The sequence below is a fragment of the Micromonospora sp. NPDC005220 genome, from assembly GCF_040607895.1.
Lineage (GTDB): Bacteria > Actinomycetota > Actinomycetes > Mycobacteriales > Micromonosporaceae > Micromonospora.
The window spans coordinates 51,713-75,974 of sequence record NZ_JBEXHP010000013.1 but is presented as its reverse complement, the minus strand read 5'-3'; the positions used below and the strand labels follow the sequence as shown (position 1 = coordinate 75,974).

Annotated in this window: 17 protein-coding genes; 13 read left to right on the top strand and 4 right to left on the bottom strand. The window is 71.0% G+C overall.

Features of this window, described 5'->3' with window-relative positions; genetic code table 11:
- Positions 1–49: 49 nt before the first annotated feature.
- Together ABZU52_RS08960 and ABZU52_RS08955 are read right to left on the bottom strand one after the other, a co-directional pair.
- On the bottom strand, positions 50–991 hold the full coding sequence (locus tag ABZU52_RS08960; RefSeq protein WP_354970500.1) for a 3-carboxyethylcatechol 2,3-dioxygenase: 942 nt from the start codon (positions 989–991) through the stop codon (positions 50–52).
- A gap of 1 nt (position 992) precedes the next feature.
- Positions 993–1,871 (bottom strand): alpha/beta hydrolase, encoded by an 879-nt coding sequence (locus tag ABZU52_RS08955; RefSeq protein ID WP_354970499.1) that lies wholly within the window; start codon positions 1,869–1,871, stop codon positions 993–995.
- A gap of 194 nt (positions 1,872–2,065) precedes the next feature.
- Between ABZU52_RS08955 and ABZU52_RS08950 the strand changes: the two genes are divergently transcribed.
- The 5 genes from ABZU52_RS08950 (at position 2,066) to dmpG (ending at position 6,741) form a co-directional block, all read left to right on the top strand.
- Entirely contained in the window at positions 2,066–3,181 is a 1,116-nt protein-coding gene (locus ABZU52_RS08950) for a zinc-binding dehydrogenase (RefSeq protein WP_354970498.1), read from the top strand.
- A gap of 10 nt (positions 3,182–3,191) precedes the next feature.
- Complete coding sequence (locus ABZU52_RS08945; protein ID WP_354970497.1) at positions 3,192–3,791, top strand: cysteine hydrolase; 600 nt, start codon at positions 3,192–3,194, stop codon at positions 3,789–3,791.
- Positions 3,792–3,905: 114 nt separating this feature from the next.
- Complete coding sequence (locus tag ABZU52_RS08940) at positions 3,906–4,715, top strand: fumarylacetoacetate hydrolase family protein (RefSeq protein ID WP_354970496.1); 810 nt, start codon at positions 3,906–3,908, stop codon at positions 4,713–4,715.
- Positions 4,715–5,677, top strand: coding sequence for an acetaldehyde dehydrogenase (acetylating) (locus ABZU52_RS08935; RefSeq protein WP_354970495.1), 963 nt, complete (start codon positions 4,715–4,717; stop codon positions 5,675–5,677). Before ABZU52_RS08940 ends, ABZU52_RS08935 begins: the two co-directional genes overlap by 1 nt.
- 29 nt (positions 5,678–5,706) lie before the next feature.
- Complete coding sequence (gene dmpG / locus ABZU52_RS08930; protein ID WP_354970545.1) at positions 5,707–6,741, top strand: 4-hydroxy-2-oxovalerate aldolase; 1,035 nt, start codon at positions 5,707–5,709, stop codon at positions 6,739–6,741.
- Positions 6,742–6,881: 140 nt separating this feature from the next.
- Here the strand turns inward: dmpG and ABZU52_RS08925 are convergent, their stop codons facing one another.
- On the bottom strand, positions 6,882–8,429 hold the full coding sequence (locus ABZU52_RS08925; protein WP_354970494.1) for a beta-1,3-glucanase family protein: 1,548 nt from the start codon (positions 8,427–8,429) through the stop codon (positions 6,882–6,884).
- 407 nt (positions 8,430–8,836) lie between these two features.
- On the opposite strand from ABZU52_RS08925, the gene ABZU52_RS08920 reads away from it, so the two are divergent.
- Positions 8,837–9,523, top strand: coding sequence for a hemerythrin domain-containing protein (locus ABZU52_RS08920; protein ID WP_354970493.1), 687 nt, complete (start codon positions 8,837–8,839; stop codon positions 9,521–9,523).
- A gap of 1,331 nt (positions 9,524–10,854) precedes the next feature.
- Here the strand turns inward: ABZU52_RS08920 and ABZU52_RS08915 are convergent.
- Positions 10,855–12,912 carry a BTAD domain-containing putative transcriptional regulator gene (locus ABZU52_RS08915; protein ID WP_354970492.1) on the bottom strand — a complete coding sequence of 686 codons (2,058 nt, stop codon included), beginning with the start codon at positions 12,910–12,912 and terminating at the stop codon, positions 10,855–10,857.
- Between the two features lie 255 nt (positions 12,913–13,167).
- Here ABZU52_RS08915 and ABZU52_RS08910 point away from each other — a divergent pair, with 255 nt between their 5' ends.
- The 7 genes from ABZU52_RS08910 to ispH all read left to right on the top strand — a co-directional run bounded on the left by ABZU52_RS08910 (position 13,168) and on the right by ispH (position 24,260).
- Positions 13,168–16,299, top strand: a complete 3,132-nt coding sequence (locus ABZU52_RS08910) for a hypothetical protein (RefSeq protein ID WP_354970491.1) — start codon at positions 13,168–13,170, stop codon at positions 16,297–16,299.
- A gap of 364 nt (positions 16,300–16,663) precedes the next feature.
- Positions 16,664–17,521: a squalene synthase HpnC gene (gene hpnC / locus ABZU52_RS08905; protein ID WP_354970490.1), complete on the top strand. Its 858-nt coding sequence runs from the start codon at positions 16,664–16,666 to the stop codon at positions 17,519–17,521.
- Positions 17,518–18,387, top strand: coding sequence for a presqualene diphosphate synthase HpnD (gene hpnD / locus ABZU52_RS08900; protein ID WP_354970489.1), 870 nt, complete (start codon positions 17,518–17,520; stop codon positions 18,385–18,387). The genes hpnC and hpnD overlap by 4 nt, the downstream gene beginning before the upstream one ends.
- Positions 18,384–19,760 (top strand): hydroxysqualene dehydroxylase HpnE, encoded by a 1,377-nt coding sequence (gene hpnE / locus ABZU52_RS08895; RefSeq protein WP_354970488.1) that lies wholly within the window; start codon positions 18,384–18,386, stop codon positions 19,758–19,760. Before hpnD ends, hpnE begins: the two co-directional genes overlap by 4 nt.
- Positions 19,757–20,764, top strand: coding sequence for a polyprenyl synthetase family protein (locus tag ABZU52_RS08890; RefSeq protein WP_354970487.1), 1,008 nt, complete (start codon positions 19,757–19,759; stop codon positions 20,762–20,764). Before hpnE ends, ABZU52_RS08890 begins: the two co-directional genes overlap by 4 nt.
- The gene (gene shc, locus ABZU52_RS08885; RefSeq protein WP_354970486.1) at positions 20,764–22,716 is read left to right on the top strand and encodes a squalene--hopene cyclase; all 1,953 of its coding nucleotides are present in this window, start codon (positions 20,764–20,766) and stop codon (positions 22,714–22,716) included. The genes ABZU52_RS08890 and shc overlap by 1 nt, the downstream gene beginning before the upstream one ends.
- On the top strand, positions 22,713–24,260 hold the full coding sequence (gene ispH / locus ABZU52_RS08880; RefSeq protein WP_354970485.1) for a 4-hydroxy-3-methylbut-2-enyl diphosphate reductase: 1,548 nt from the start codon (positions 22,713–22,715) through the stop codon (positions 24,258–24,260). The genes shc and ispH overlap by 4 nt, the downstream gene beginning before the upstream one ends.
- Positions 24,261–24,262: the final 2 nt, after the last annotated feature.

The following is a 24,262-nucleotide window of genomic DNA, read 5'->3' as shown; positions in this document are numbered from 1 at the left end:
CTGGCGCTGGGCACAAGCCAACCATGTCGACGAGTCTCGTCGGTCGTGCTCAGTCGAGTGTCACAGTGGTCAGGCCGAAACCCGCGATCAGCTCACGGATCGGTCGGTAGTAGCTGTACTGAACGCTGTAAGCGCCACAGGATCCTAGTGCGGCATAGGCTGCGATCCAGGTCCGCACCTCGTGCGAGGAGTTCCCGGCGATCCGGGCCATCTCCTCTGGCGTCCACGCATCCAGGCTGGTCAGGTCACCCGAGGCGAGGGTGGCCATGAGGGCGCGGTCCCAATCGGGGGCGAGGTCCTGGATGTCTGCGGTGCCTGCGGCAAAGGCCCGGGCGGTGTCGATGACGCGCTGCTCTCGTTCCTTCCGCCAGCCTGGAGTCGCGGGCCGATGGTGGCCCAGCAGGACCCGGCGCTGCTCGGGCGTGCCAGTCGCCAGTCGAGGGACGGGGGGGTCGTGGGAGAGACCGCCAGAGGCGATGAGCAGGGTCCGCATGTCCAACTGGGCCACGTGGCGCCCGACGGCTTCGCCGAGAAGCCGGACTCGCTGGAGCGGGGTGAAGGGTGGTGCGACTGAGTTGAGAAAGATCGGCACCGTCTGGCGGGCGGCGATGTCGCCGAAAAGGATCTCCATGGGCTGGACCGCGCCGTGGTCGAGTTCCATGTCAAGAGAGACCGCGAGGTCGATGCCTGCCGACATGACGGCCTCGGCGATCCCCCGTGCGATGTCCTCTGGAACGTTGAGGGAGCCCGCTTGGGTGCCGTAGTCGCCGACGCTGCTCGCCGCGTAGCCGATGCAGAACGGCGGCATCAGGTTGTAGAAGAAGCCGTTGTAGTGGTCAGGTCCGAAACTGATCACTAGCTCCGGGTCGAACTCCTCGGCGAACCGTCGGGCGATTCCGAACGCCTGGTCGAGCTCGCCGGTCACCTCATCGTCAAGGTCGGCGTGCTCGAGCAGCGGGCTGTGAGAGGTGGCAATCAGTGCAACGGTCATCTCACACCGCCTCGCTTCCCAGCAGGAAGTCCAGGTGTACGCGGTTGAATACCTCGGCCTGCTCGTACTGTGGCCAGTGGCCGGCGTTTTCGATGACCTGCAGGTGGCCGTTGGGGATCAGTTCGGCGATGCGCCGGCCCTCGTCGACGGGGCCTGACGGGTCCTTGGTCGTCCAGATCACCAGGGCGTCCGCCTTGATCGCACGCAGGTCGTCGTCGCTGAGCATGTTCCTCTTGCGCGTCTCAAGGTCCTGCAGTGCCATGTTCATCCGGCAGGCCTGCGGCCAGTCCGGCTGCTGGAAGATCATCTGGCGGGTCTTGATGAGGTCGTCGGTGACCATGGACGGGTCAGCCATCAGCCACTCCAGGCGCGCCTTGACCCGTTCCCAGGACGGGTCCTCCGCGGCTTGCATGGACAGCGTGTAGAGGCGCTCCATCACCTGCGGGTTGGCCATCGTGCCACCCATGGTGTTGAGCACGATCCGCTCCACCTTTTCGGGATAAAGCTGGGCGAAACGGGCCGTTACCCATCCGCCCAGCGATTCGCCGCTGAAGTACGCCTTGTCGTAGCCGAGCGTGTCCATGACGTGGTGGATCTGGTCGAGGTAGTGGGGGATCTCCAGAGGGTGGTCGAGCTTGACTGAGTAGCCGTGCCCGATGAAGTCGATGGCGTACACGTTGAAGTGCTGGGCGTGCGCCTTCAGGTTCCGCACGTACGCCTCGGCATGGCCGGTGACACCGTGCAACATGAGCAGCAGTGGCTTGTCCTGCGACCCCGCCCGCAGGTAGCGCGTCCGGTAGGGCCCTGCCTGGAGAAAGCCCTGGCTGAACTCCGCCTGGGCGAGGTCTGACCACACACTGGTGAACTCGCGTTCGGTCATGTCTGTCCTTCTCCCCTTGGTGTCGGATCTAGCATGCTAGATAGCCGTTGGGATGTCCATCCCCAGGGCGAGTAGAGGAATGTACCAGGCAAGTCTTGTGGTAGCCGTCACCTCGTGCCACCATGTGGCATGCTAATCGGCAGTGGTCCTGCTCATGGGAAGGCTGCCGACCGCTACCTGTGAGGAGTCCGAGCATGACAACGATGCGAGCGGCGCGGCTGCACGAAGTGGGCGGCAAGTTCCAGATCGACGAGATCGAGAAGCCGACCCCGGGCGACCAGGACGTGATTGTCCGGGTCGAGGCGGCGGCCATCGTCCAGAACCTGCGCAATGTCATCAACACCTACCCGACCGTCAAGCCCTTCCTTCCTCTGCCGGAGCTGCCTGCCGCCTTCGGGATGGACAGTGCTGGCGTGATCACCGAGGTCGGTTCCCGGGTGCGCAACCTCAAGCCTGGCGATCGGGTCTACATCAACCCCGGCCTGGACTCGGGGGACTCATGGGCGGCCCGCAACGGCGAGCCGATGAACGACCCGGCCTACACGTTCATGGGTTACTTCGGCTTCGGGCCCGAGTCCGCCGAGATCCACAAGGATTACCCCTACGGCGGGCTGGCCGAATACGTGAAGGCGCCGGTCAAGAACGTCATCGTCATCCCGGACAACGTCGCGCTCGACCACGCCACGCGCTTCGGCTACCTGGGTACGTCCTACAGCGGCCTACGCAAGGGCGACGTCCGTGCCGGCAGCAGCGTCCTGATCCACGGTGCAACCGGCACGCTCGGCGTAAACGCCGTCCTTCTGGCGCGCGCCATGGGGGCAACTCAGATCTTCGCCGTGGCACGCAACAAGGAGCGCTTGGAGCGGGTCCGTCAGATCGACCCGGCACGCATCAAGGTCCTCTCCTTCGGCGAGCAGGAGATTGGTGAGTGGGTCCGGTCCCACACGGATGGACGCGGCGTAGACGTGTTCCTCGACGCCACCGGCGACACCGCGACGGCTGACGTGACGATGGCGGGAATCTGGGCGCTGCGCCGTGGAGGCCGCATGGTCAGCATCGGCGCCATGCCCGAGGACCTTCCCATTCCGATGTACCGGCTCATGACCATGCACATCAGCATCATCGGATCTCTGTGGTTCACCACCGCCGAGGGTGAGGACATGGCCCGGATGGCGGCTGCGGGCACTCTCGACCTGAGCCACCTCGACTCCTACCACTTCCCGCTGGAGCAGGCCAACGAGGCCGTGCAGGCGGCAGCCAACCACCGCGACGGCGGATTCGCCAGCGTCATCGTCCAGCCCCACAAGTGAGGACCCACTGATGAACCAGCTCCACGCGTCCAAGACGGCGCTTCTCATCGTGCATCTCCAGCACGACATCGTCACGGCGGGAACTGCCTTCGGGACGATCTTCTCTGCCGAGTACACCGCCCGCGACGTCGTGACGAAGGTCAACGCGGCGGCGAAGCACCTGCGCGACGCGGGCGGAGTCGTGGTTCCGCTGCGTATCGCGTTCGCACCCGATCACTCCGACCTGAACCCCACGCTCCCGCTGCTGCAGATGGTGGGGCAGGCAGGCTGCCTCAAGGACGGCACGGAGGGCGCAGCACTCGTCCCCGAGCTCACGGTCACGGAGTCCGACGTGGTCGTCACGCACAAGCGACCGGGTCCGTTCACCGATTCCGCACTGGCCGACCTCCTCAACGAGCGGGGGATCGAAAACGTCGTCGTGTGCGGCGTCGCGACCAACGCGTCTGTCGAAGGTGCCGTTCGCCAGGCCGCGGACCTCGGCTACCACACCGTGGTCCTGTCGGACGCGTCATCTGCCGCGGACGCCGGCGCGCACGAAGCCTCCCTCGGCTCGATGGGTCTGTTCGCCGTCGTAGCAACCGTTGACGAGTTCACCTCTCACCTGTCTTGACCACTCGGCGTGTGTCGGCACGTCGCCCGAGTGCACGCCACCGGCGGGGTCTCTGGACATGCGGCTGCCATGGCCGGAGACCTCGATCCGACCACGAGGACACAGATGATCCACATGCCCACAAACACCGACCGGGCCGCCGCCATCACTCAGTCGGCCCGACGACTCGAGTTGGCTGCCCTCAACGGGGTGCCGTGTGAGCCCGTGCGCGACCTGCTCGGCGACAGCGACATCGAGCTGGCCTACGCGGTACAGCAGCGACTCACCACGAACCGCGTCGCCGCCGGCGCGCGAATCGTCGGTCGTAAGATCGGCCTCACCTCTCCCGCCGTACGACAGCAGCTAGGTGTGGACCGGCCCGACTTCGGTGTGCTGTTTGACGACATGGATGTCTCCCACCTGCCGGATATCCCAAGCGGGCGGCTGCTCCAACCCAAGGCGGAAGCGGAGGTCGCATTCGTCCTGGGTGCGGACCTCGACTCCGAGAATCTGTCGGTGGCTGTCGTCCGTGCCGCTGTCGACCACGCCGTCGCCGCGCTGGAGATCGTCGACAGCCGGGTAGCGGACTGGGACATCCGAATCACCGACACCGTCGCTGACAACGCCTCCAGCGGCCTCTATGTCCTCGGCTCCCAGAAGGTGGCGCTCACCGACTTCGAACCGGAGGAGGTCACGATGCGGATGTACGTCGACGACGACCTGGTGTCCGAGGGCAACGGCGCTGCGTGCCTCGGCGATCCGCTCAACGCGCTGCTCTGGTTGGCTCGTACTGCCCGCGACCTGGGCGAGCCATTGCGTGCCGGCCAGGTCGTGCTCTCCGGAGCGCTCGGCCCGATGTCTGCCGTTCCGCCCGGGGCTACGGTCCGAGCCGAAATTTCCTCCCTCGGCACGGTGACCGCCACGTTCTCGGCGAAGGAGAAGTGATGAGCAAGACCAAGGTGGCCGTGATCGGCTCCGGCAATATCGGCACGGACCTGATGATCAAGGTTCTGCGGCTCTCCGAGACCCTCCAGATGGGCGCGATGGTCGGTATCGACCCGGCATCCGATGGTCTGGCTCGTGCCCGACGCCTCGGCGTGCCCACCACTCACGAGGGCGTCGACGGTCTGATCGCGATGGACGGCTTCGACGACATCGAGATCGTCTTCGACGCCACGTCCGCCTCCGCACACCTGATCAACGCCAGGAAGCTGAAGCCGTACGGCAAGAAGGTCGTCGACCTCACCCCCGCCGCGATCGGCCCGTACGTCGTGCCTCCGGTGAACCTCGACGAGCACCTTGACGACGGCGCCGACAACGTCAACATGGTCACCTGCGGGGGCCAGGCCACCATCCCGATCGTGCACGCCATCTCCAGCGTCACACCGGTCCCCTACGCCGAAATCGTCGCCTCGATCTCGTCCCGCTCGGCCGGACCGGGCACCCGCGCGAACATCGACGAGTTCACCGAAACCACCAGAGCGGCGATCGAGAAGGTCGGCGGCGCCCTGCGCGGCAAGGCGGTGATCATCCTGAACCCTGCCGAACCCCCGCTGATCATGCGGGACACCGTCTTCGCGCTCATCGGCGACGCCGACCACAACGCGATCCGCTCCTCGGTGGCGGACATGGTCAAGCAGGTCGCGCAGTACGTGCCTGGCTACCGCCTCAAGCAGGAGGTCCAGTTCACCCCGATCCCACCGGGCGAGCCGGTGCACACCCTGCTCCCCGAAGGCGCCGGACCAGTGACGACCAAGGTGACGGTGTTCCTCGAAGTTGAGGGTGCAGCCCACTACCTGCCCGCCTACGCAGGCAACCTCGACATCATGACGTCCGCCGCGCTCCGCACCGCGGAGGCGATCGCCACCCGGCTCACCACCGGGTCCGTCCGTGGGGTGACCCGTTGACAACCGCCGCTGACCGAGAGACCGACACCATGGCCGACCCTGCTCCCGCGAAGAAGCTCTACATCCAGGACGTCACCCTGCGCGACGGGATGCACGCCGTACGCCACCGGATCTCGCCCGACGACGTCGCCACGATCGTCGCCGCCCTCGACGCCGCCGGCGTCGATGCGATCGAGGTCGCGCACGGTGACGGCCTCGCCGGAGGGTCGCTCAACTACGGCCCCGGGTCGAACACCGACTGGGAGTGGATCGAGGCCGCAGCCGACAACATCACCACCGCCACGCTCACCACTCTGCTGCTGCCCGGCATCGGCACGGTCGCAGAACTCGAGCACGCCTACCGGCTCGGCGTCCGCTCAGTGCGGATTGCGACCCACTGCACCGAGGCCGACGTGTCCGCCCAGCACATCGCCCACGCCCGCGACCTCGGCATGGACGTCTCCGGTTTCCTGATGATGAGCCACCTGGCCCCGGCCGACGAGCTGGCGAAGCAGGCGAAGCTCATGGAGTCCTACGGAGCGCACTGCGTCTACGTCACCGACTCGGCAGGCCACCTCACCATGAACGGTGTCCGCGAGCGGGTCCGCGCCTACCGGGACGTCCTCGACCCCCAGACCGAGATCGGCATCCACGCCCACGAGAACCTTTCGCTGTCGGTGGCCAACTCGGTGGTTGCGGTCGAGGAGGGCGTCACCCGCGTCGACGCCTCACTCGCCGGTCATGGTGCCGGGGCCGGCAACTGCCCCATCGAGGCGTTCATTGCCGTGGCCAACCTGCACGGATTGACGCACCGCTGCGACCTTGCCGCGCTCCAGGACGCCGCGGACGACCTCGTCCGGCCACTCCAGGACCGTCCGGTACGGGTGGACCGTGAGACCCTCACCCTCGGATACGCCGGTGTCTACTCGAGCTTCCTCCGACACGCCGAGGCAGCCTCGATGCACTACGGCGTCGACGTACGCACGATCTTGCACGAGGTCGGTAAGCGGCAACTCGTCGGCGGACAGGAGGACATGATCGTCGACATCGCGCTCGACCTGCTGGCCTCCCGGGCGGCGAGCTGAGTCTCGGCCGGGGATGGTGTCCGCCCCTGTACGGTGCCAGAACGCCATGGCCCGTTCGACCCGTGCACCGGTCGGTACCGGGTCCCGGACGAGCGGACCTCGGTACGCGCTCGTCCGGGCACCCGGCCCTGTGCGATCGGTCAGCCGCGTCGCCATTTCTGGTTGGCGCCGCCGTTGCAGGTCCACAGTTGTAGGACGGCGTCGTTGTTCGGGTTCCAGTCCTTGATGTCGACGCATTTGTTGGCCTGTGGATTGACCAGGTCACCGGCGCCGCTGAGGACGAACTGCTGGGCGGGGTTGCCGGAGCAGGTGGCGATCTGGATGGCGGCGCCGTCGGAGGTGGAGCCCCAGGCAACGTCCATGCACTTGTTGTTCTGGGTGCGAAGGGTGCCGTCGACGAACTCCCAGCGTTGGTTGGTGCCGCCGGTGCAGTTCCACACGATCAGCCGCTGACCGTCGTTGAAGTTCCAGTTCGGCACGTCGATGCACTTGTTGTGCCAGTTGCTGATGATGGCCGAGCCGGTGGCCGGGGGCGGCGTGGTGGGCGGTGGGCTGCCGCCGGTGAAGGGCGAGAGGATGATCGCCGCCGAGCGGGGGTCACCGTGGTGCACCAGCGACTCGAAGCCGCCGACGTCGTCGTAGGCGAAGCCGTACGCCTTGCCGTCGGCCATGTTGGCGTGGATGATTCGCGAGTAGTGGTTGGGCGCACTGTTGCGGTAGAACTGGTTCGCATCCAGCACCGGCTCCTGCGAGGAGGTGCCGAGGGTGCCTCTGTTCAGCGCCGTGCACAGCGTCCGTTTGATCTCCGGCTCGATGAACGGTGGGGTGTTCGGGGCGTTGAACACCCCGTCGCAGCCCCAGACGTTGGCCGTGCTGGGCTTGGCGACCGTGGCGACCTGGGCGCCGGCAGAGTCGGTGAAGACCATGGTGTTGCCGTTGGTCCGGCCGAAGAACCGCCGGTTCGGCTCGTTGACCCGGGGCACGACGGTGAGGGTTCGGCCCGTGTAGGCGTTCCACGCTGAGGTGATGTATCCGTCCAGGTAGTTCGGGTTCATCAGGCCGGCGTCCATCGCTTTGCCGGGTGCGAGGACCCGCAGGACGGTGCCGTCGGAGCGGGTGTACACGGAGCGGGCGAAGTCCGGGTTGGCCCGGATCTGGTTGATCACGTTGTCCCGACCGTTGGCGACCGGGTCGCCGGTGCGGATCGTCTGTCCGTCGGCGCCGGTGACGCTCACCGCGTGCGGGACGGCGAACATGTCCACCTGGGAGCTGTTCAGCCACAGGCCCGAGTCGTTGTAGGTGAACTCGGACCAGTCGAACAGGGTGTCCCGGTTCGGGTCACCGCCGGCCCATGGAGCGGGTTGGACGAGCCCGTCGGGGCTGAGACGGAAGTCCAGCTTCCGGCCGAAGGAGAAGTACATTCGGGCCGAGATGAACCGCGGGAAGCGTACGGTGACGCTGCCTCCGTTGCCGGGGCCGGGGATCGCGACGTCCGGAGCGGGGGTCGGTGGCAGGCCACCGGCGGGCCAGGCCGAGAACTGCCCGGCGGCATTGACGTAGCCGAGCCGGCCGCCGGGACGGATGTCCTGCCCAAGGATGTAGAGGAACACCGCCTCGCCGCGACCCGAGTTGTTCGTGACGGTGACCGGCAGGAGATCGGGCCCCACCGCGTGGGCCGGCTGCGGCATGACGACAACCATTGGGACAGTCGTGACAAGGGCCGCCGCGGCGGCGCCGAGAGCCACCCTGAGGCGGCCTAACATCGACATGGCTCTTTTCACCGGAACCTCCTGACATCGGGCTGGGCCCATCCTGACGGCCAGGACGAGCCCGAGAGAGCGCTCTCACAGCCTGATGGTCATCAATGGCGAAGTCAACGCCAATCTTTAACTTTATTGCCCAATGCTGTCGCCGCGCCTCGACGCCGCCGGGCTGTAGCCACGCCCGCCAAGTCGCCGCCAAGTGCACGCCAGGCGCGCCGCCTGAGAGTCGAGGGGCACGAGAGCGAGTCGGCCGTCCGTAGCCGGCGCCGGGGCGGCCCGCCAATGGCCGACCCATCCCGAACAGGCCGCCGACGGGGCGGCCGGAGGAGACCATGGGCACCACGACCCCGCACACCGAGCCGAACCTCATCGGCTTCCGGATCAACCACCGCACCATGCGGTCCGACACTCGACGGCTCGCCGAGCTGATGAGCCGCGTGGCCGCTGGCCAGATCGCGTACGACCGCCGCCGGGCGACGGCCTTGCGGACGTACCTGCAGCTGCTCTGCGACGGCATCCATCATCACCACAAGATGGAGGACGAGGTGCTCTGGCCGGTGCTGGAACGCTCGGCGGGCGCCGAGATCGACCTGCGGGAGCTCAGCGACGACCACGCGGCGCTCGATCCGGTCCTCGACGAGGTGCGGGGGGCGGCGGACGACCTGGTCGCGGCGTTCGCCTCGGCCTCCGGAGAACCGGGCCGGGTGCACACCGTCGCCGGGCACCTCGCCGCCACCGTGGCCCAGTTGCGCGATGTCCTCGACGAGCACATCGAAGAGGAGGAGCGGCTGATCTTCCCGGTGATCCGGCGGTACGTCAGCGTGGCCGACTGGAACACCGTGGAACGCGCGGTCCGCAAGGGCGGTGCGCTCCGCTTCGAACTGCCCAGGATCGAGCGGTACGCCCACCCGGAGGAACTGGACGAGCTGAAAAAGGTCGCTGGGCCGGTGCTGCGGCTGATGCTCGTGGCGCTGCGACCGGGCTTCCGCCGTCGGGAGGCGACGGTCTTCGGCGGTTGACGCCGCCCGAGCGGCAGCGACCGGTTCATCCCACCGCCGTCGACACGTACGCCGACTCCTCGCTCCATGGCACGGCGCCGACCCGGCGGGCCAGTCGGAGCCCGGCGTCGCGGTGCGCGGCGGCGGCCGGGTCGCCCAGCGCTGCGGCGAGCTCGGCGAGGGTTTGGTCCACCGGGCCGAGCGAGATCGATCCGCACTCCAGTCCGGCGAAACGCCCGGCCCACGGCAGCAGCTCCTGGTAGCAACGCAGCGCGGCCGGGCGGTCGCCGAGCCGCGCCGCGACCTGCCCGCGCAGCGTCATCCAGTACAGCCACAGGTAGTCGGGGCGGATCGGGGTCTGTGGCCGCCAGACGGCCCGGGCCGCCGCAGCGTCGCCAGCGGAGAGCAGCGCGTGGGCCAGCACGTCGTGGGTGTCGTCCGGCACCCGCGCGTGCACCTGCCGGATCTCCTCGATCACCTCGTGCCCGCGCCCGACCGCGCTCAGCACGGTGAACCGGCCCATCAGACCCATCGCTGCCGCGTTGGGACCGCCGACGCGGCTCATCCGATCGCTGACCTCCGCGTACCGGCGCGACGCCTCGTCGAGATCCCCGGCGAAGAGAGCACGCAGGCCGGTGAACCACCCCATCACGGCGAGGATCAGGCCGAGCTGTCCGGTGGTGGCCTCCTCGATCGCCCGGTCGACGTGATGGCGTGCCCGGTCGAAGTCGGCCTCGGCGAGCGCGGCCTGATAGAGGATGTGGTGGGCTTCGCACTGGTACGCGGTGAGCCCCGCCGCCTCGGCGACCGCCAGCAGCTCCCGCCCGACTTCGGGCAGTTCGGCCCGGTGCGTAGGGGCGACGGTGACGAAGTAGCGGGCGTTGAGCGCGCGGCAGAGCACCCCCGGATCGTCCTGCCCGCGGGCCAGCGCGAGGGCTTCCCGGGTGACCTCGTCGGCGCGCCGCAGATCGGCGCCCTCGATCTCGAAGGCGAGGGTGCTCAGCAGCCGGGACCGCAGTGCGGGGCGGTCGTCGCCCACCCGGGACAGCTCCTGCTCCAACAGCCGCACCAGCGGCCCGTCGACGGCACGGTCCGGCCGGATGGTCCAGGCCACCGGGGCGTCGAAGCAGGTCAGCGCCGAGTGGACGGCCAGCGGGTCGCCGATCCCGGTGGCCAGCCGCACCGCGTCGGCGCGCGCGGCGCGGGCGGTCAACACGTCACCGGCGAGTGCGCTCGCGGTGGCCTGGTGGCAGAGCAGGTCGAGACGTGTCCGGGCGGGAGCCGCTGGGGCGAGGTCCGCCGCGCGCAGCGCGCCGGCCCAGTGGGCGGCGGCCTCCCGAGGCGCGCCGAGGTCACCGGCCCGGCGGGCGGCAGCGGCCAGGTGGCCGATCGCGTCCTGTGCGGTGGCCGGGGTGAGGGCGGCGAGCGCGTGCCGCCCCAGCGCCGCCACGTCGTCGACCCGTTGCTCCCGCAGCACGGTGAGGATTCGAGCGTGCATCCTGGTACGCCGCAGCAGCGGGACGCTGTGGTAGAGGGCGTCCCGCATCAGGGCGTGCGCGAATCGGATCCGCCCCGGCTCGGGCTCGACGAGCAGTCCCCGCGGTCACCCCGGCCTCCAGGCCGTCGAGAACCGGGTCCTCGGCGCCGCCGTCGACGGCGATCAGGATGTCGACCTCGGCGTCCGGCCCCAGGACGGCGGCGTGCCGTAGCACCGCCTGGGCGGCGGCCGGCAGCCGTGCCAGCCGGCGGGTCAGCACGTGACCCAGCCCGGCGGGGATGCCGTCGAGCGCCGACCCCGGGCCTTCGGCTGCGATCAGTTTGGCCAGCTCGATTGTGAACAGCGGATTACCCGCCGAGCGCTCCCGGACGGTGCGCAGCAGCTCGGTGTCGGTCGTGTCGACTCCGTGACGACGCAACAGTTCGGTGACGGCCACGTCGTCCAGGCCGCCGAGGTCCAGTTCCACCGCCGGTACGCCGGCGAGCGCGGCCCGGGCCACCACGAGGTCGTCGGTCACCTCGTCGGGGCGGTATGTCGCCACCAGCAGCACGGGCGCGCCGGCGAGGGCGGCGACGAGGTGACGCAGGATGCGCAGGGTCTCACCGTCGGCCCGGTGGATGTCCTCGATCACGACGAGCAGCGGGCCGTGGCCGGCCAGCCTTGACAGGTAGGCGCCCAGGGCCTGGCGCAGGTGGAACTCGTCGTACTGCCCGCGGGCGCCGGCCGGCGTGGCGGCGCCGGTGTCGAACAGCAGCGCCAGGCCGCGGGCTTCCGGCTCATCGAGTGGGAGCCGCGCGCGGGCGGCGGTGACCACCTCGTGCCACGCCCAGGCCGGTGGTGCGCCCTCCACCTGCGGGCAGGTGCCGGTCGCTGTGATCCAGCCGTCGGCGGTGAGCAACCCGGCGAGGTGACGGGCCAGCGTCGACTTCCCACCCCCCGCCTCGGCGCCGACCCAGCAGATGCCGAGGCCGGCGCTGATGGCGCGGTCGGCCGCCGAACGCATCCGGGTCAGCTCGGTCGCGCGGCCCAGCGGTGGCCGCGCCGCGGGCGATGGATCAGGTACGACAGCCGGGGCGCCGGATACGGCGGTCGGCGGGTCGGTCCGCCCGGCCGCAGCTGTCGGTCGGGGACTCCCGGCGGCCGGCGGCCGCAGGCGGGGGTCCTGCCGGAGCAGATCCGTCTCCAGCCTCCGCAGCTCGGGGCCGGGGTCGATGCCCAACTGGTCGACCAGCGCGGAGCGGACCGATCGCAGCACGTCGAGGGCATCGGCCTGCCGTCCGAGGCGGTACAGCGCAACCGCGAGCAGCATCGCGGCCTGCTCCCGCAGCGGGTGGTCCCGGATGTGCGGATCGAGGTCGAGGACCACCTCATCGGCGCGATCCAGGTCGAGCAGCAGCTTTGCACGCTGTTCGACGGCGGTCAGCCGCAGCCGGCCCAGCCGCTCGCTCTCCCGGTCCGCCCATGGCTCCCCGACGAACTCGGCGTACGACGTGGCGCCGCCCCAACAGGCGAGGGCCTCGTCCAGGCCGGCGACCGCCGCTTGCGGCTGCGTCTCGGCGGCCCGCGTCGCCGCCCGCAGTGCCGCTTCGAACCGCCAGGCGTCCACCTCCGGTGTCGCTAGCCGCAGTGCGTACCCCGGGGCCGCGGTGACGAGGGTCCGGGCGGGATGGCGGGGCGGGCGGTCCGGCTCCAACGCGCGGCGCAGGTTCGACACGTACACCTGCAGGGCGGCCTGGGCCCGCGGCGGTGGGTCTCCCGACCAGAGGTCCTCGACGAGCCGGTCGACCGACACCACGTGACCGCCGCCGGCGACGAGCCTGGCCAGCACCGCGCGCTGCCGCGGTGCCCCGAGTTCGATCGGGCTGCCGTCCCGCACTGCCCACACCCGGCCGAGCACACCGATCGTCGTCACGCTGCGACCCTAGTGAGCCGCAACCAGCTTGGAGATCCACAATCCGACAGTCCCTGATCAACCGGTCGGACCTCTCCCGGCCCCAGCGTCCCTCCTCGAACCGGTCACCGTCCGGCGTTCGCTGCTCCCGCAGCCGGCGCCCACCGCCCACCACCAGCCCGCCAAGACGGCGTTAAGGGCGCGCCAACCCCACTGCGGCCTCATGGAAACCCGCACCTCGTCCCGTACCCGAGGGACGCTGGAGGAAGGACACACATGAGAACCACGAGAGGCCTGAGCCACCCACGCCGGTGGCTCGCGGCCGTGACCGGCGCGAGCCTGGTCGTCGGGCTGGCCGGGCCGGCGGTCGCCGCCGACCCGGTACCGTACGACGAGCAGGCGGTGCACCACTCGCTGTTCGCGGCAGTCGTCCAGGTCCGTGACGGCGGCACCCAGGGCCTGGTCGACGCCGTGCTCGCCGCCGAACTGAGCGACTGGCGCGGTACCCACCCGACGGCTGACACCGCCGCGGTTGACGCCCACCTGAGCACCGTCACCACCCTCGTCGGGCAGGCCGTCCCGGCATCGGACGAGTCACCCGGGAAGCTGCACCTGCTGGGCGCGGCGATGGAAAAGCTCGCCGGCAGCGGCGCGGCCTACCTCGGTGGCCCGGCGGTCAAGGGGCTGCTGCGCAGCACCACCGGGGAGGAGTTGGGCGGCATCGTGCCGCCGATCGAACAGGTCCGCAGCGGCACCCAGGAGTACCTGTGGGAGATGCTCTCCCGGGGTGCCCTGACCGAGGTGTGGAGTTCGCTGCACGCGCGGGCCGGCACCGATCCGGTCCTCGCCGAGGTGTGGAACACGGCAGTCGGCACCCGGCTCGGCGTACGCCTCGACACCCCGGCGGACGCGCTCGCACAGCTGCCTGACCTGAGCGGGAACCTCAACCTGTCGGCGATCACCGCGAAGCGCTACGACAAGGACGCCTACCGGGCGGAGATCCAGGCGCAGCTCGACGAGGCGCTGGAGGAGCTGCGCGCGCGGACCGCGACCGCGGTGACCGACGTGGTGGCCCAGTCCGACCGGTTCCCGGTCGACGGGCCGCAGAAGCCGACCAGCGGGGACGAGGCGGCGGCCAAGGCGAAGGCGGAGGCCGACCGCAAGCTCAACGAGCGGCTCGGCCAGGCCGTCACCGTCCTCGGCAAGCTCGCCGGAATGGTGGACAAGCAGTTCGGCAAGCAGATCGAGACGATCGCCAAGGCGGTGGTCGGCGCCATCTCGGCGATCACCACGTACACCGCGGCGATCTCGGCCGCCGGGATCTCCACCATGGCGCTGGCGATGTCCACCTTCACCCTGGTCGGTGGCCTGGTGGGCGCGGCGATGATCCTGCTTCCGCTGTTCACCTCCGGCGGCGGCGCCGACGGAGCCACCGCTGGTGAGATCGCGGCACTGCGCGATCAGATCAACCGGCTGGCCGTCGGAATGGACAAACGGTTCGACCGGATCGAGAAGATGCTCGGCGCGATGTACGACGGGTTGATCGCCCAACTGACCGCGCTGTCCCGGGACCTCGCCGAGGTACGCGCCCAGCTGACCGTGATCGCCGGCCAGCTGCTCGTACTCGATCAGCGGGTGGACACGCTGGCGCTGGCCAGCCAGGCGGCTTTCGAGCAGATCGCCCAGCAGCCGCTGAAGGCCAGCGTCGACCGGTACGTGCACCGGGAGGCGCGCACCGGTACGAAGATCGATTCCACGGCAACCTACTTCGACCAGGCCGACTCGCCGACGCGTACCTTCGCGGCCGACAGCGCCCGGCAGGCGCCGTACGTCGTCCCGACCGGCACGTCGCTGTCCGACCCGATGGGCACGGTCGGCCTCTACCTGCCGGCCGGCGCGATCGACTACCTCGCCCAGTGGGCGGGTTCCCGGGGCATCGCGCTCACCACGGCGCCCGGCGACCAGCCGGCCTCCGGGGTGGCGAACCCGTCGGCGTGGCTGCTCGGCGCTCGGGCGAACCTGATCCTGCAACTGCAGAACCCGGAGTACGCAGCCCAGGTCGCGGCGTCCGAGACGGAGAGCACGATCGCTGCGGGCGACGCGGTCAACCGTCGGGTGCGACAGTTCAGCGCACCGGCCGCGGACGGTGGCACCAACGCGCTGTTCCAGCGGCTGGTCGCCGACTACCGGGCGGCGATGGGTCAGTGGAAGACCGCCCTCGACGAAGTCGGCCGGGCGGTGCGCTGGGTGGAGAGTGACCGTGACTACAACATGTGGGGCAGCGTCGACCAGGACATCCCGGCCGCCGGCCGGATCGCGGACGTGCCCGGCATCGCGTACTGCGGCGGTGCGTCGGCGCACCTCGCCACGCCGAGTCGGGTCAACCGCTCGGCCCTGCCGAACGTCTACCACCTCGCCAACTACGCGATGGCGCCGGACTACCGGCCGGCGCTGCGCTCCTGTCTCGACGCGCAGTTCATCAACATCGAGGTGAACGACGGCCCGCGCTACCAGCAGACCAACGGAGATCTGCAGCTGGTCGTCCGGCAGCAGGCGAAGTGGTCCGGCGGCGACTGGCAGGACGTGCGGACGGTCACCTGGCAGACGCACCTGACCGACATCTGCCTGTGGGACCAGCGGTCCAACCCGCCGACCGGTTACTGCCGGGAGCCCGACTACTACATCAGCCGGAAGTGGAGCTCGACGTACCGGGCGGCGCTGGACAACAGCGGCGTCGTGGTGGACAACGACGCCGCGCTGGCGCAGGCACGTACCAAGACCCAGGCCATGCTGACCGGCAAACAGCGCTACTACTACCGGGTGGCGGCGCTCGGCACCGGCGTGGACCGCCCCCCGGCGGGCAGTTGGTCGGTCTCGCAGCAGATGTGGGACGCCGGGAAGAAGGTCTCCGACACGGTACGGATGCTGCAGATCTTCTCGGACCTGGGCTGGTCGTCGGCGCTGGAGCGGGACGACGTGCTGCACGGTCAGCTCTTCGGTGACCGGTCGCTGCCGGCGGACTACCGCCTGCCGCGCAGCCAGGACAGCTACAACGGCGGGTCGTTGCACCTGTTCAACGCCTATCAGCGGGCGTTGGCGAACTACTCCAGTTGCAAGCAGCAAATGGATTGGGACCCGTGCCAGGGTGACGTCTCAGGGCTGAGTCCGCTGACGCAGCAGGAGCAGTTCGGCGTCGGGTGCGCCGCGGCCCCGGCCGCCGAGGCGCCGAACGACCCACTCGGGTCGTGCGTCGTCCAGGCCGGGTCGGCCGGCATCGGCACCCTCGCCGACCGGTACGGCTACTGGTCCGGCCGGATCAAAGCTGGCTCCCACCAGGAGGGCCTGGCGGCGGTGAAGGGGATCGTCGGGCTGCTACGGGCGGCGAACGTCAGCCTGCACGCGGCCTGACCATCGTCAGATCGGGGGCTCACCGGGACGGTGAGCCCCCGATGCCTCGGGGTTTGCAGGTCGCGGATCTGCCCGTACGTCTGACGGAGATGGGCCTGCTACGCCGGCATTCGCTCCGATTCAAGTAGTGCGGGGTGCAAGACCGACTAGGGTAATTTCATGATGATTTGAGGTGATCTCTTTCGGTCGTGGCACCACCAGCACCCGCGACGGTCGGGCCACCTGAATCCGCAGCATGCTGCGCGATGCCCGCCGGCCGGGACGCCGCTCGCCGGGGCGCGGACCCGCCCGCCTACGCGGTTGACCCCACTGCCCGGATGACCTGACCACCGTCGGCCGCACGCTCAGAGGAAGGCAACCCTGGATGAGTCCACCCGCCGTCGCCCTGACGACCCGCCGGATCGAGCAGGCGCGGGCACAGGAGAACTTCCCCGTCGCGCTGCGGGTGCTGCCCCGTCGGCACCGCCGTCACCTGTTCGCCGTCTACCGGTACGCACGCCACGTCGACGACCTCGGTGACGAGCCCCTCACACCCGGGGTCGACCGGCTCACCGCCCTCGACCGGGTGGAGACCGAGCTACGGGCCCTGTATGCCGGCCGGCCGGTGACCGACCGGGTGGTGCGTGCCCTCGCGCCCACCGTGGCTGAGTGCCGGCTGCCGATCGAGCCTCTGCTCCGCCTGGTCGAGGCCAACCGGGTCGACCAGCACGTGAGTCGGTACGCGGGGTTCGCGCAGCTGGTCGACTACTGCACCCTTTCGGCCAACCCGGTCGGGGAGCTGGTCCTGCACGTCTTCGGGCAGGTCGGGCCGACGCAGCTCGCGCTCTCCGATCGGATCTGCACCGCGCTGCAACTCGTCGAACACCTCCAGGACGTCGCCGAGGACTACCGCCGGGGCCGGGTCTACCTGCCCACCGAGGACCTCGGCCGCTTCGGCGTCACCGAGACCGATCTCGCCAGCCCCACCGCCGACCGGCGGCTACGGGAACTCATCTGCTTCGAGGCGGAACGGGCCCGGGCCTGGCTCGATGCCGGCGCTCCGCTGGTGGCGGCCCTGCACGGGTGGTCCCGGCTGGCAGTGGGCGGCTACATCGCCGGCGGCCGGGCCACGCTCGACGCGCTGGCCGACGCCGACCACGACCCGCTGCGGGTGACCGTCCGTCCCCGGACTCGCCGGGTCCTCCGTCGCTGGCTCAGCGCCACGGTGCGGAGCGCCGGATGACCGTGACCATGGACGTCGCGGCCGCTTACCGCCGCTGCGAGCACATCACCCGCAGTCAGGCCGCCAATTTCGCGTACGGCATCCGGCTGCTGCCCCCGGCGAAACGCCGCGTCCTCTCGGCCATCTACGCCACCGCCCGCCGCATCGACGATATCGGCGACGGCCATCTGCCGCCGGCGGAGAAGCTGGAGCGGCTGGGGGAGATCCGGGCGGCACTGCGGCGGTTGCCCGGCGACGCCGGCGGCGACCCGGTCCTCACCGCGCTGGGTCACGCCGCGACCCGGATGCCGATACCGCTGCAGGCGTTCGACGAACTGATCGACGGCTGCGCGGCCGACGTGACCGGCCGGCGGTACGCCACCTTCGAGGAGTTGCACTGGTACTGCCGCTGTGTGGCGGGCTCCATCGGCCGACTCTCCCTCGGCGTGTTCGGCACCCGCGACCCAGGCCGCGCCGCACCGCTGGCCGACGCGCTTGGCGTGGCGTTGCAGCTGACCAACATCCTGCGCGACCTGGTGGAGGACCGGGCCGACGGGCGCGTCTACCTGCCCGCCGAGGACCTGGAACGGTTCGGCTGCACGCTGAACCTGAACGACGGCGGGTTCACCGACCCGCCCGCGCGGCTCATCGAGCTGGTGCGTTTCGAGGCTGACCGGGCCGACCACTGGTACGGCATCGGGCTGCGCCTCCTGCCGATGCTGGACCGGCGCAGCGCGGCGTGCACCGCCGCGATGGCCGGCATCTACCGGCGGCTGCTTGCGCGCATCGCGGCCGACCCGCTGGCCGTCACCCACCGCCGGGTGTCGCTCTCAGCCCACGAAAAGGCCTGGGTGGCGGCCCGCGCGCTCGTCGGGCGGCCGACATGACCGGGTCGCTGGAAACCCCGCCGACCGGTACCGGCGGGGTCTGCGTGATCGGCGGCGGGCTGGCGGGCATCACCGCGGCCATCCGACTCGCCGACCTCGGCCTGCCGGTGACGCTGCTCGAAAGCCGGACGGAGCTGGGCGGAGCCACCTACTCCTTCCGTCGTAACGGTCTGACCGTCGACACCGGGCAGCACGTCTTCCTTCGCTGCTACCACGCCTACCGGGGCCTGTTGGACAGGCTCGGGACCTCCGCCGGAACCGATTTGCAACCGCGGTTCGCGGTGCCGGTGCTGCTCCCGGGACGGGCACCGCACCTGCTGGCCCGTCGCCGGCTACCGGCACCGGCGCATCTGCTGCCCGCGCTCGCCGGTTACCGGCTGCTCAGCCCCGGTGAGCGGCTCGCCGCGGCGCGCGCCTGCGCGGCGCTGCGGCAGGTCGACCCGGACCGGCCCGACAGCGACGCGCGCAGCTTTGGCGACTGGCTGGTCGAACACGGCCAGAGCGAACGCAGCCGCCGGCGGCTCTGGGACCTCATCTGCGTGGCAGCGCTGAACCTTCCGTCCGGCGAGGCGTCGCTGGCGCTCGCCGCCCAGGTGTTCCGCACCGGGCTGCTGGACGACGCGGACGCCGGCGACATCGGCCGGGCCCTGGTTCCCCTGGTCGACCTGCACGCGGTCGCGGCCCGGCGGCTGCTCGCCCGGCTCGGCGTCGCGGTGCACACCCGGTCCCGGGTGCTCTGGATCCACCCGGAACCCGCGGGTTTCCGGATCGGGTTGAACGACGGCAAACTGACCGCGGACGCGGTCGTGGTGGCCGTGCCGCACCAGGTTGCCGCGTCGCTGGTGCCGCCGGCCGCCGCGCCCACCGCCGGCGACTGGCACCGGCTGGGAGCGGTGCCCATCGTCAACGTGCATCTGCGCTATGAACGGCCGGTCACCACGCTGACCATGGCCGCCGCGGTGGAGTCCCCGGCGCAGTGGATCTTCGACCGGTCGGAGCCGGGCGCGGACGACCAGCACCTGGTGGTCTCCCTGTCGGCCGCCGACGCACTCATCGACCGTCCCGCTGCCGAGCTGGTGGCGACGCAGCGGGCGGCCCTTGCCGACCTGTTCCCGGCCGCCCGACGCACTCCGGTGCGCGACGCGTTCGTGACCCGGGAGCCGCGCGCCACCTTCCGACAGGCTGCTGGCACCCGGGCGTACCGGCCGGTGCCGACCACCCGCCTGCCCGGACTGGTCCTGGCCGGCGCATGGACCGACACCGGCTGGCCGGACACGATGGAGGGCGCGGTGCGCAGCGGCCGGGAGGCCGCCGACGTCGTCGCCCGCCAACTCGTGTCCCGGCCCCGACACCGCACGGAGGCCGCACGATGACTGTTGTAGGCAGTAGCAGCATTGACCAGATCCAGAGCCACGTGGAGCCGGCCATCCGCGCGCTCCTCGACCGCCTGGACCCCGGCAATCGCCTGGTGGCGGGCTACCAGCTCGGGTACTGGGACGCCGACGGCTCACCCGCCACCCGGCAGGGCAAGGGGCTGCGTCCCATGCTGACGCTGCTGTCGGCTCGGGCCACCGACGCCGAGCCCGAGGCCGGTGTGCCGGCCGCCGCCGCGGTCGAGTTGGCGCACAATTTCTCGCTGCTGCACGACGACGTGATGGACGGTGACACCGAACGCCGGCACCGCCCGACCGCGTGGACCGTGTTCGGGGTCGGTCCGGCCATCCTCGCCGGCGACGCCCTCATCGGGCTGGCGTACGAGGCGCTCGTCGAGGTGCCCGGCGGGTGCCCCGCGGCCCGACGGCTCGCCGTGGACGTCCGGGCGCTACTCGCCGGGCAGGCGTCCGATTTGAGCTTCGAAAGGCGCGACGACGTCACTCTCGACGAATCCCTGACCATGGCCCGGAACAAGACCGCCGCGCTGCTCGCCAGTTCGTGCGCGCTCGGGGCACTGCTCTGCGGCGGTCCGCAGACCTTGGTCGACGGGCTGTCCCGGTTTGGCCTGCACCTCGGTCTGGCCTTCCAACTCGTCGACGACCTGCTGGGGATCTGGGGCGATCCGCAGCGCACCGGCAAACCGGTCGGGTCGGACCTGCGCTCCCGCAAGCGCAGCATCCCGGTCGTTCGTGCGGTGACCAGCGGGGGCAGCGCCGGCCGCGCCCTGGCCGAGCTGTACCGGTCCCCAGCGCCGCTGTCCGCCGAGGACGTCACGCGGGCGAGCGACCTGATCGAGGCGACCGGCGCGCGCGAGTGGACCAGAGAGCGGGCTCGGCAGGAGACCGAGCGGGCCCGGGAGGAACTGGCCGCCCTGAACCTGCCCGAGGATGTACGCCGCGAGCTGACCCACGTCGCCGCCTTCATCACCGGGCGGGACCGTTGATGACCGAGCTGCTGTCTCCGGAGCCCAGCGGGTCCGTCTCGCTCGGCCCTCCGACCGGCACGCATCCGGCCGATGCCGCCTGGCAGGCGCTGCGGCGTGCCCGGGACCACCTGCTCGGGTTGCAGGACGAGGCCGGCTGGTGGAAGGGCGAGCTCGCCACGAACGTCACCATGGACGCCGAGGACCTGCTGCTCCGGCAGTTCCTCGGCATCCGCACCGCGGAGCGGACCAGCGAGTCGGCTCGGTGGATCCGGTCCCAGCAGCGGCCGGACGGGTCCTGGGCGACGTTTCACGGTGGTCCGGGAGACCTCTCCACCACCATTGAGGCCTACGTGGCGCTGCGACTGGCCGACGACTCGCCGGAGGCGCCGCACATGGCAGCCGCCGCCCGCTTCGTCCGCGCGCAGGGCGGGGTCGCGGCCAGCCGGGTGTTCACCCGGTTCTGGCTGGCCCTCTTCGGCCACTGGCCGTGGTCCCGGCTGCCCGCCGTTCCGCCCGAGCTGGTGCTGCTTCCGTCGTGGGTGCCGTTCAACATCTACGACTTCGCCTGCTGGGCCCGGCAGACCATCGTCCCGCTGTCGATCGTCCGCGCGCTGCGGCCGGTGCGGGAGCTCGGGTTCGCCGTCGACGAGCTGCACACCGCTGCGGTGGCGGCGCGGCCGCCCCGGCTCACCTCGCGGCCCGGACTGCTGCACCGGCTCGACCGGCTCGCCAACGGTTACGAGCGGATCGCCCGGGGACCGGTCCGCCGGCACGCTCTGCGGCGTGCCGCAGAGTGGGTGGTGGCCCGGCAGGAGGCCGACGGCTCCTGGGGCGGTATCCAGCCGCCCTGGGTCTACTCGCTGATGGCACTGCACCTGCTCGGCTACCCACTCGACCATCCGGTGCTGCGGGCCGGCCTGGCCGGGCTCGACCGGTTCACCGTGCGGGAGCAGACCCCGGACGGGCCGGTCCGCCGGTTGGAGGCGTGCCAGTCGCCGGTGTGGGACACCGCGCTCGCCGTCACCGCGCTCTCCGACGCGGGGCTGCCGGCAGGGCACCCCGCGCTGGTCCGGGCCGGCGGTTGGCTGCTCGACGAGGAGATCCGGGTCCGCGGCGACTGGGCCGTCCGCCGGCCGCACACGCCGGTCGGCGGCTGGGCCTTCGAGTTCGACAACGATGGGTACGCCGACACCGACGACACCGCGGAGGTGATCATGGCGTTGCGGCGGACCGGCGTACCGGTCGAGCCGGCTGTGCTGCGCGCGACGCGGTGGCTGTTGGGCATGCAGTGCCGCGATGGCGGCTGGGCCGCGTTCGACGCGGACAACACCCGTGCGGTCGTCGGCGATTTGCCGTTCTGTGACTTCGGCGAGGTCATCGACCCGCCCAGCGCCGACGTGACCGCCCACATCGTGGAGGCGCTGGCGGCGGAGAATCTCGCCGACACGGTGCCGCTGCGCCGCGCCGTGCAGTGGCTGCTGCGGGCCCAGGAGCCGGACGGCTCCTGGTTCGGCCGCTGGGGCGCCAACCACGTGTACGGCACCGGGGCGGCGGTGCCGGCCCTGGTCGCGGCCGGCCTGCCGCCCGCTCACCCGGCGCTTCGGCGGGCCGTCGACTGGCTGCTCGCGCACCAGAACCCGGACGGTGGGTGGGGCGAGGACATGCGCTCCTACCGGGACCCGGCCTGGATCGGCCGAGGCGAGTCGACCGCGTCGCAGACCGCCTGGGCTCTGCTCGCGCTGCACGCGGCGGGCCACGGCGCGGGGGAGCCGGCACGTCGCGGCGTCGGTTGGCTGGTCGACACCCAGCGCCCGGACGGCGGCTGGGACGAGCCGCAGTACACCGGCACCGGGTTCCCGGGCGACTTCTACATCAACTACGGGCTGTACCGGCTGGTCTTCCCGGTCAGCGCGCTCGGTCGGGTCCTGAACGCGCGAGAGACCGGTGTCGAGGCCACGGTGACCCGATGACCGGCCCGGATGGCTCCGACGGCCCCGACGGGATGCTCTACGCGCCCATGCGCCTGGAGGTCACCGCGCTGCGGCGTGGCCTGCCCGACCGACCGGGACTGGCGCTGCGCCGTACCGGTGTCGGACCGCGGCGCGCCCGCTCGGCCGCCACCGCCCGGCGTAGCGGAACGGGCCCGGTCGCCGTCGCCGGCATCGGCGGTGGGCTGGCCCTCGGCCTGGCCCCCGGCGATGTCGTGGTGGCCAGCGAGATACGCGTCGACCCGCTGACTCCGCACGGCCCGCCGGGCGTACTGCGCATGCCGGACGCCGGGCTGCTCGTCGGCGCGCTGCGCCGACGTGGTCTGCGGGTGCATGTCGGCCCGGTGGTCAGCACCCACCGGCTGGTCGACGGCGCGACCCGGGCCCGGCTCGCGGCGACCGGCGCGCTGGTCGCCGACCTCGAATCGGCGTGGCTGCTGGCCGGCGTCTCGGCGCCCGCGGCCTGCGTCCGGGTGGTCGCCGACACCGCAGCCGGGCCCCTGTACCGGCCAGCCACCGTGCGTCGGGTCCGTACCGCGTTGCGCGTGCTGCCGGCGGTGGCGGCGGCGTTGGCCGAATGGGCGGCGGCGCAGAGTGTCCAGCGGGTCGTACTGGCCTCGCCCCGATCCTTCTGCGCCGGAGTCGAACGGGCGATCGCGGTGGTGGAGCAGGCGCTGCGCCGGCACGGACCACCGGTCTACGTGCGCAAGCAGATCGTGCACAACGCCCGGGTGGTGGACGACCTGCGGGCCTTGGGCGCGGTCTTCGTCGAGGAACTGGACGAGGTTCCCGACGGGGCGCTCACCGTCTTCTCGGCGCACGGGGTCGCGCCGGCCGTACGCCAGGAGGCGGCCGATCGACGGCTGCCGGTGATCGATGCCACCTGCCCCCTGGTCACCAAGGTGCACGCCGAGGCGCGCCGGTTCGTGGGCCGGGGCGACACGGTGCTGCTGATCGGGCACCCCGGACACGAGGAGACCGACGGCACCCTCGGCGAGGCGCCCGAGCAGATCCGCCTGGTGCCCGACCCGGCCGCTGCCGAGACGGTGCGGGTGGACGATCCGGCGCGGGTGTCGTACCTGGTGCAGACCACGCTGGCGACCGACGAGGCGGCGGCGATCATCGGTGCGCTACGGCGGCGGTTCCCGGCGCTGTCCGGTCCCGGCTCGGACGACATCTGCTACGCCACCACCAACCGGCAACGCGCCGTCACCGCCGTCGCCGGGCAGGCCGACCTGGTCCTCGTGATCGGCTCGGCCAACTCCTCGAACTCCCGCCGCCTCGTGGAGGTGGCAGAGCGCGCCGGGTCCCGGGCGTATCTGGTGGACGACGTGGGCTGCGTGGACCTGCGCTGGCTGGACGGGGTGGCGACGGTCGGCGTGACCGCGGGCGCTTCGGCGCCCCCGGGGCTGGTCGACGAACTCATCGCCGCCCTCACCGCCCTCGGGGCGGGGGAGGTGAGTGAGCACAGCGCTGCTGTGGAGGACGTGCGTTTCACCCTGCCGAAGGAGGTACGTCAGCCGTGAGT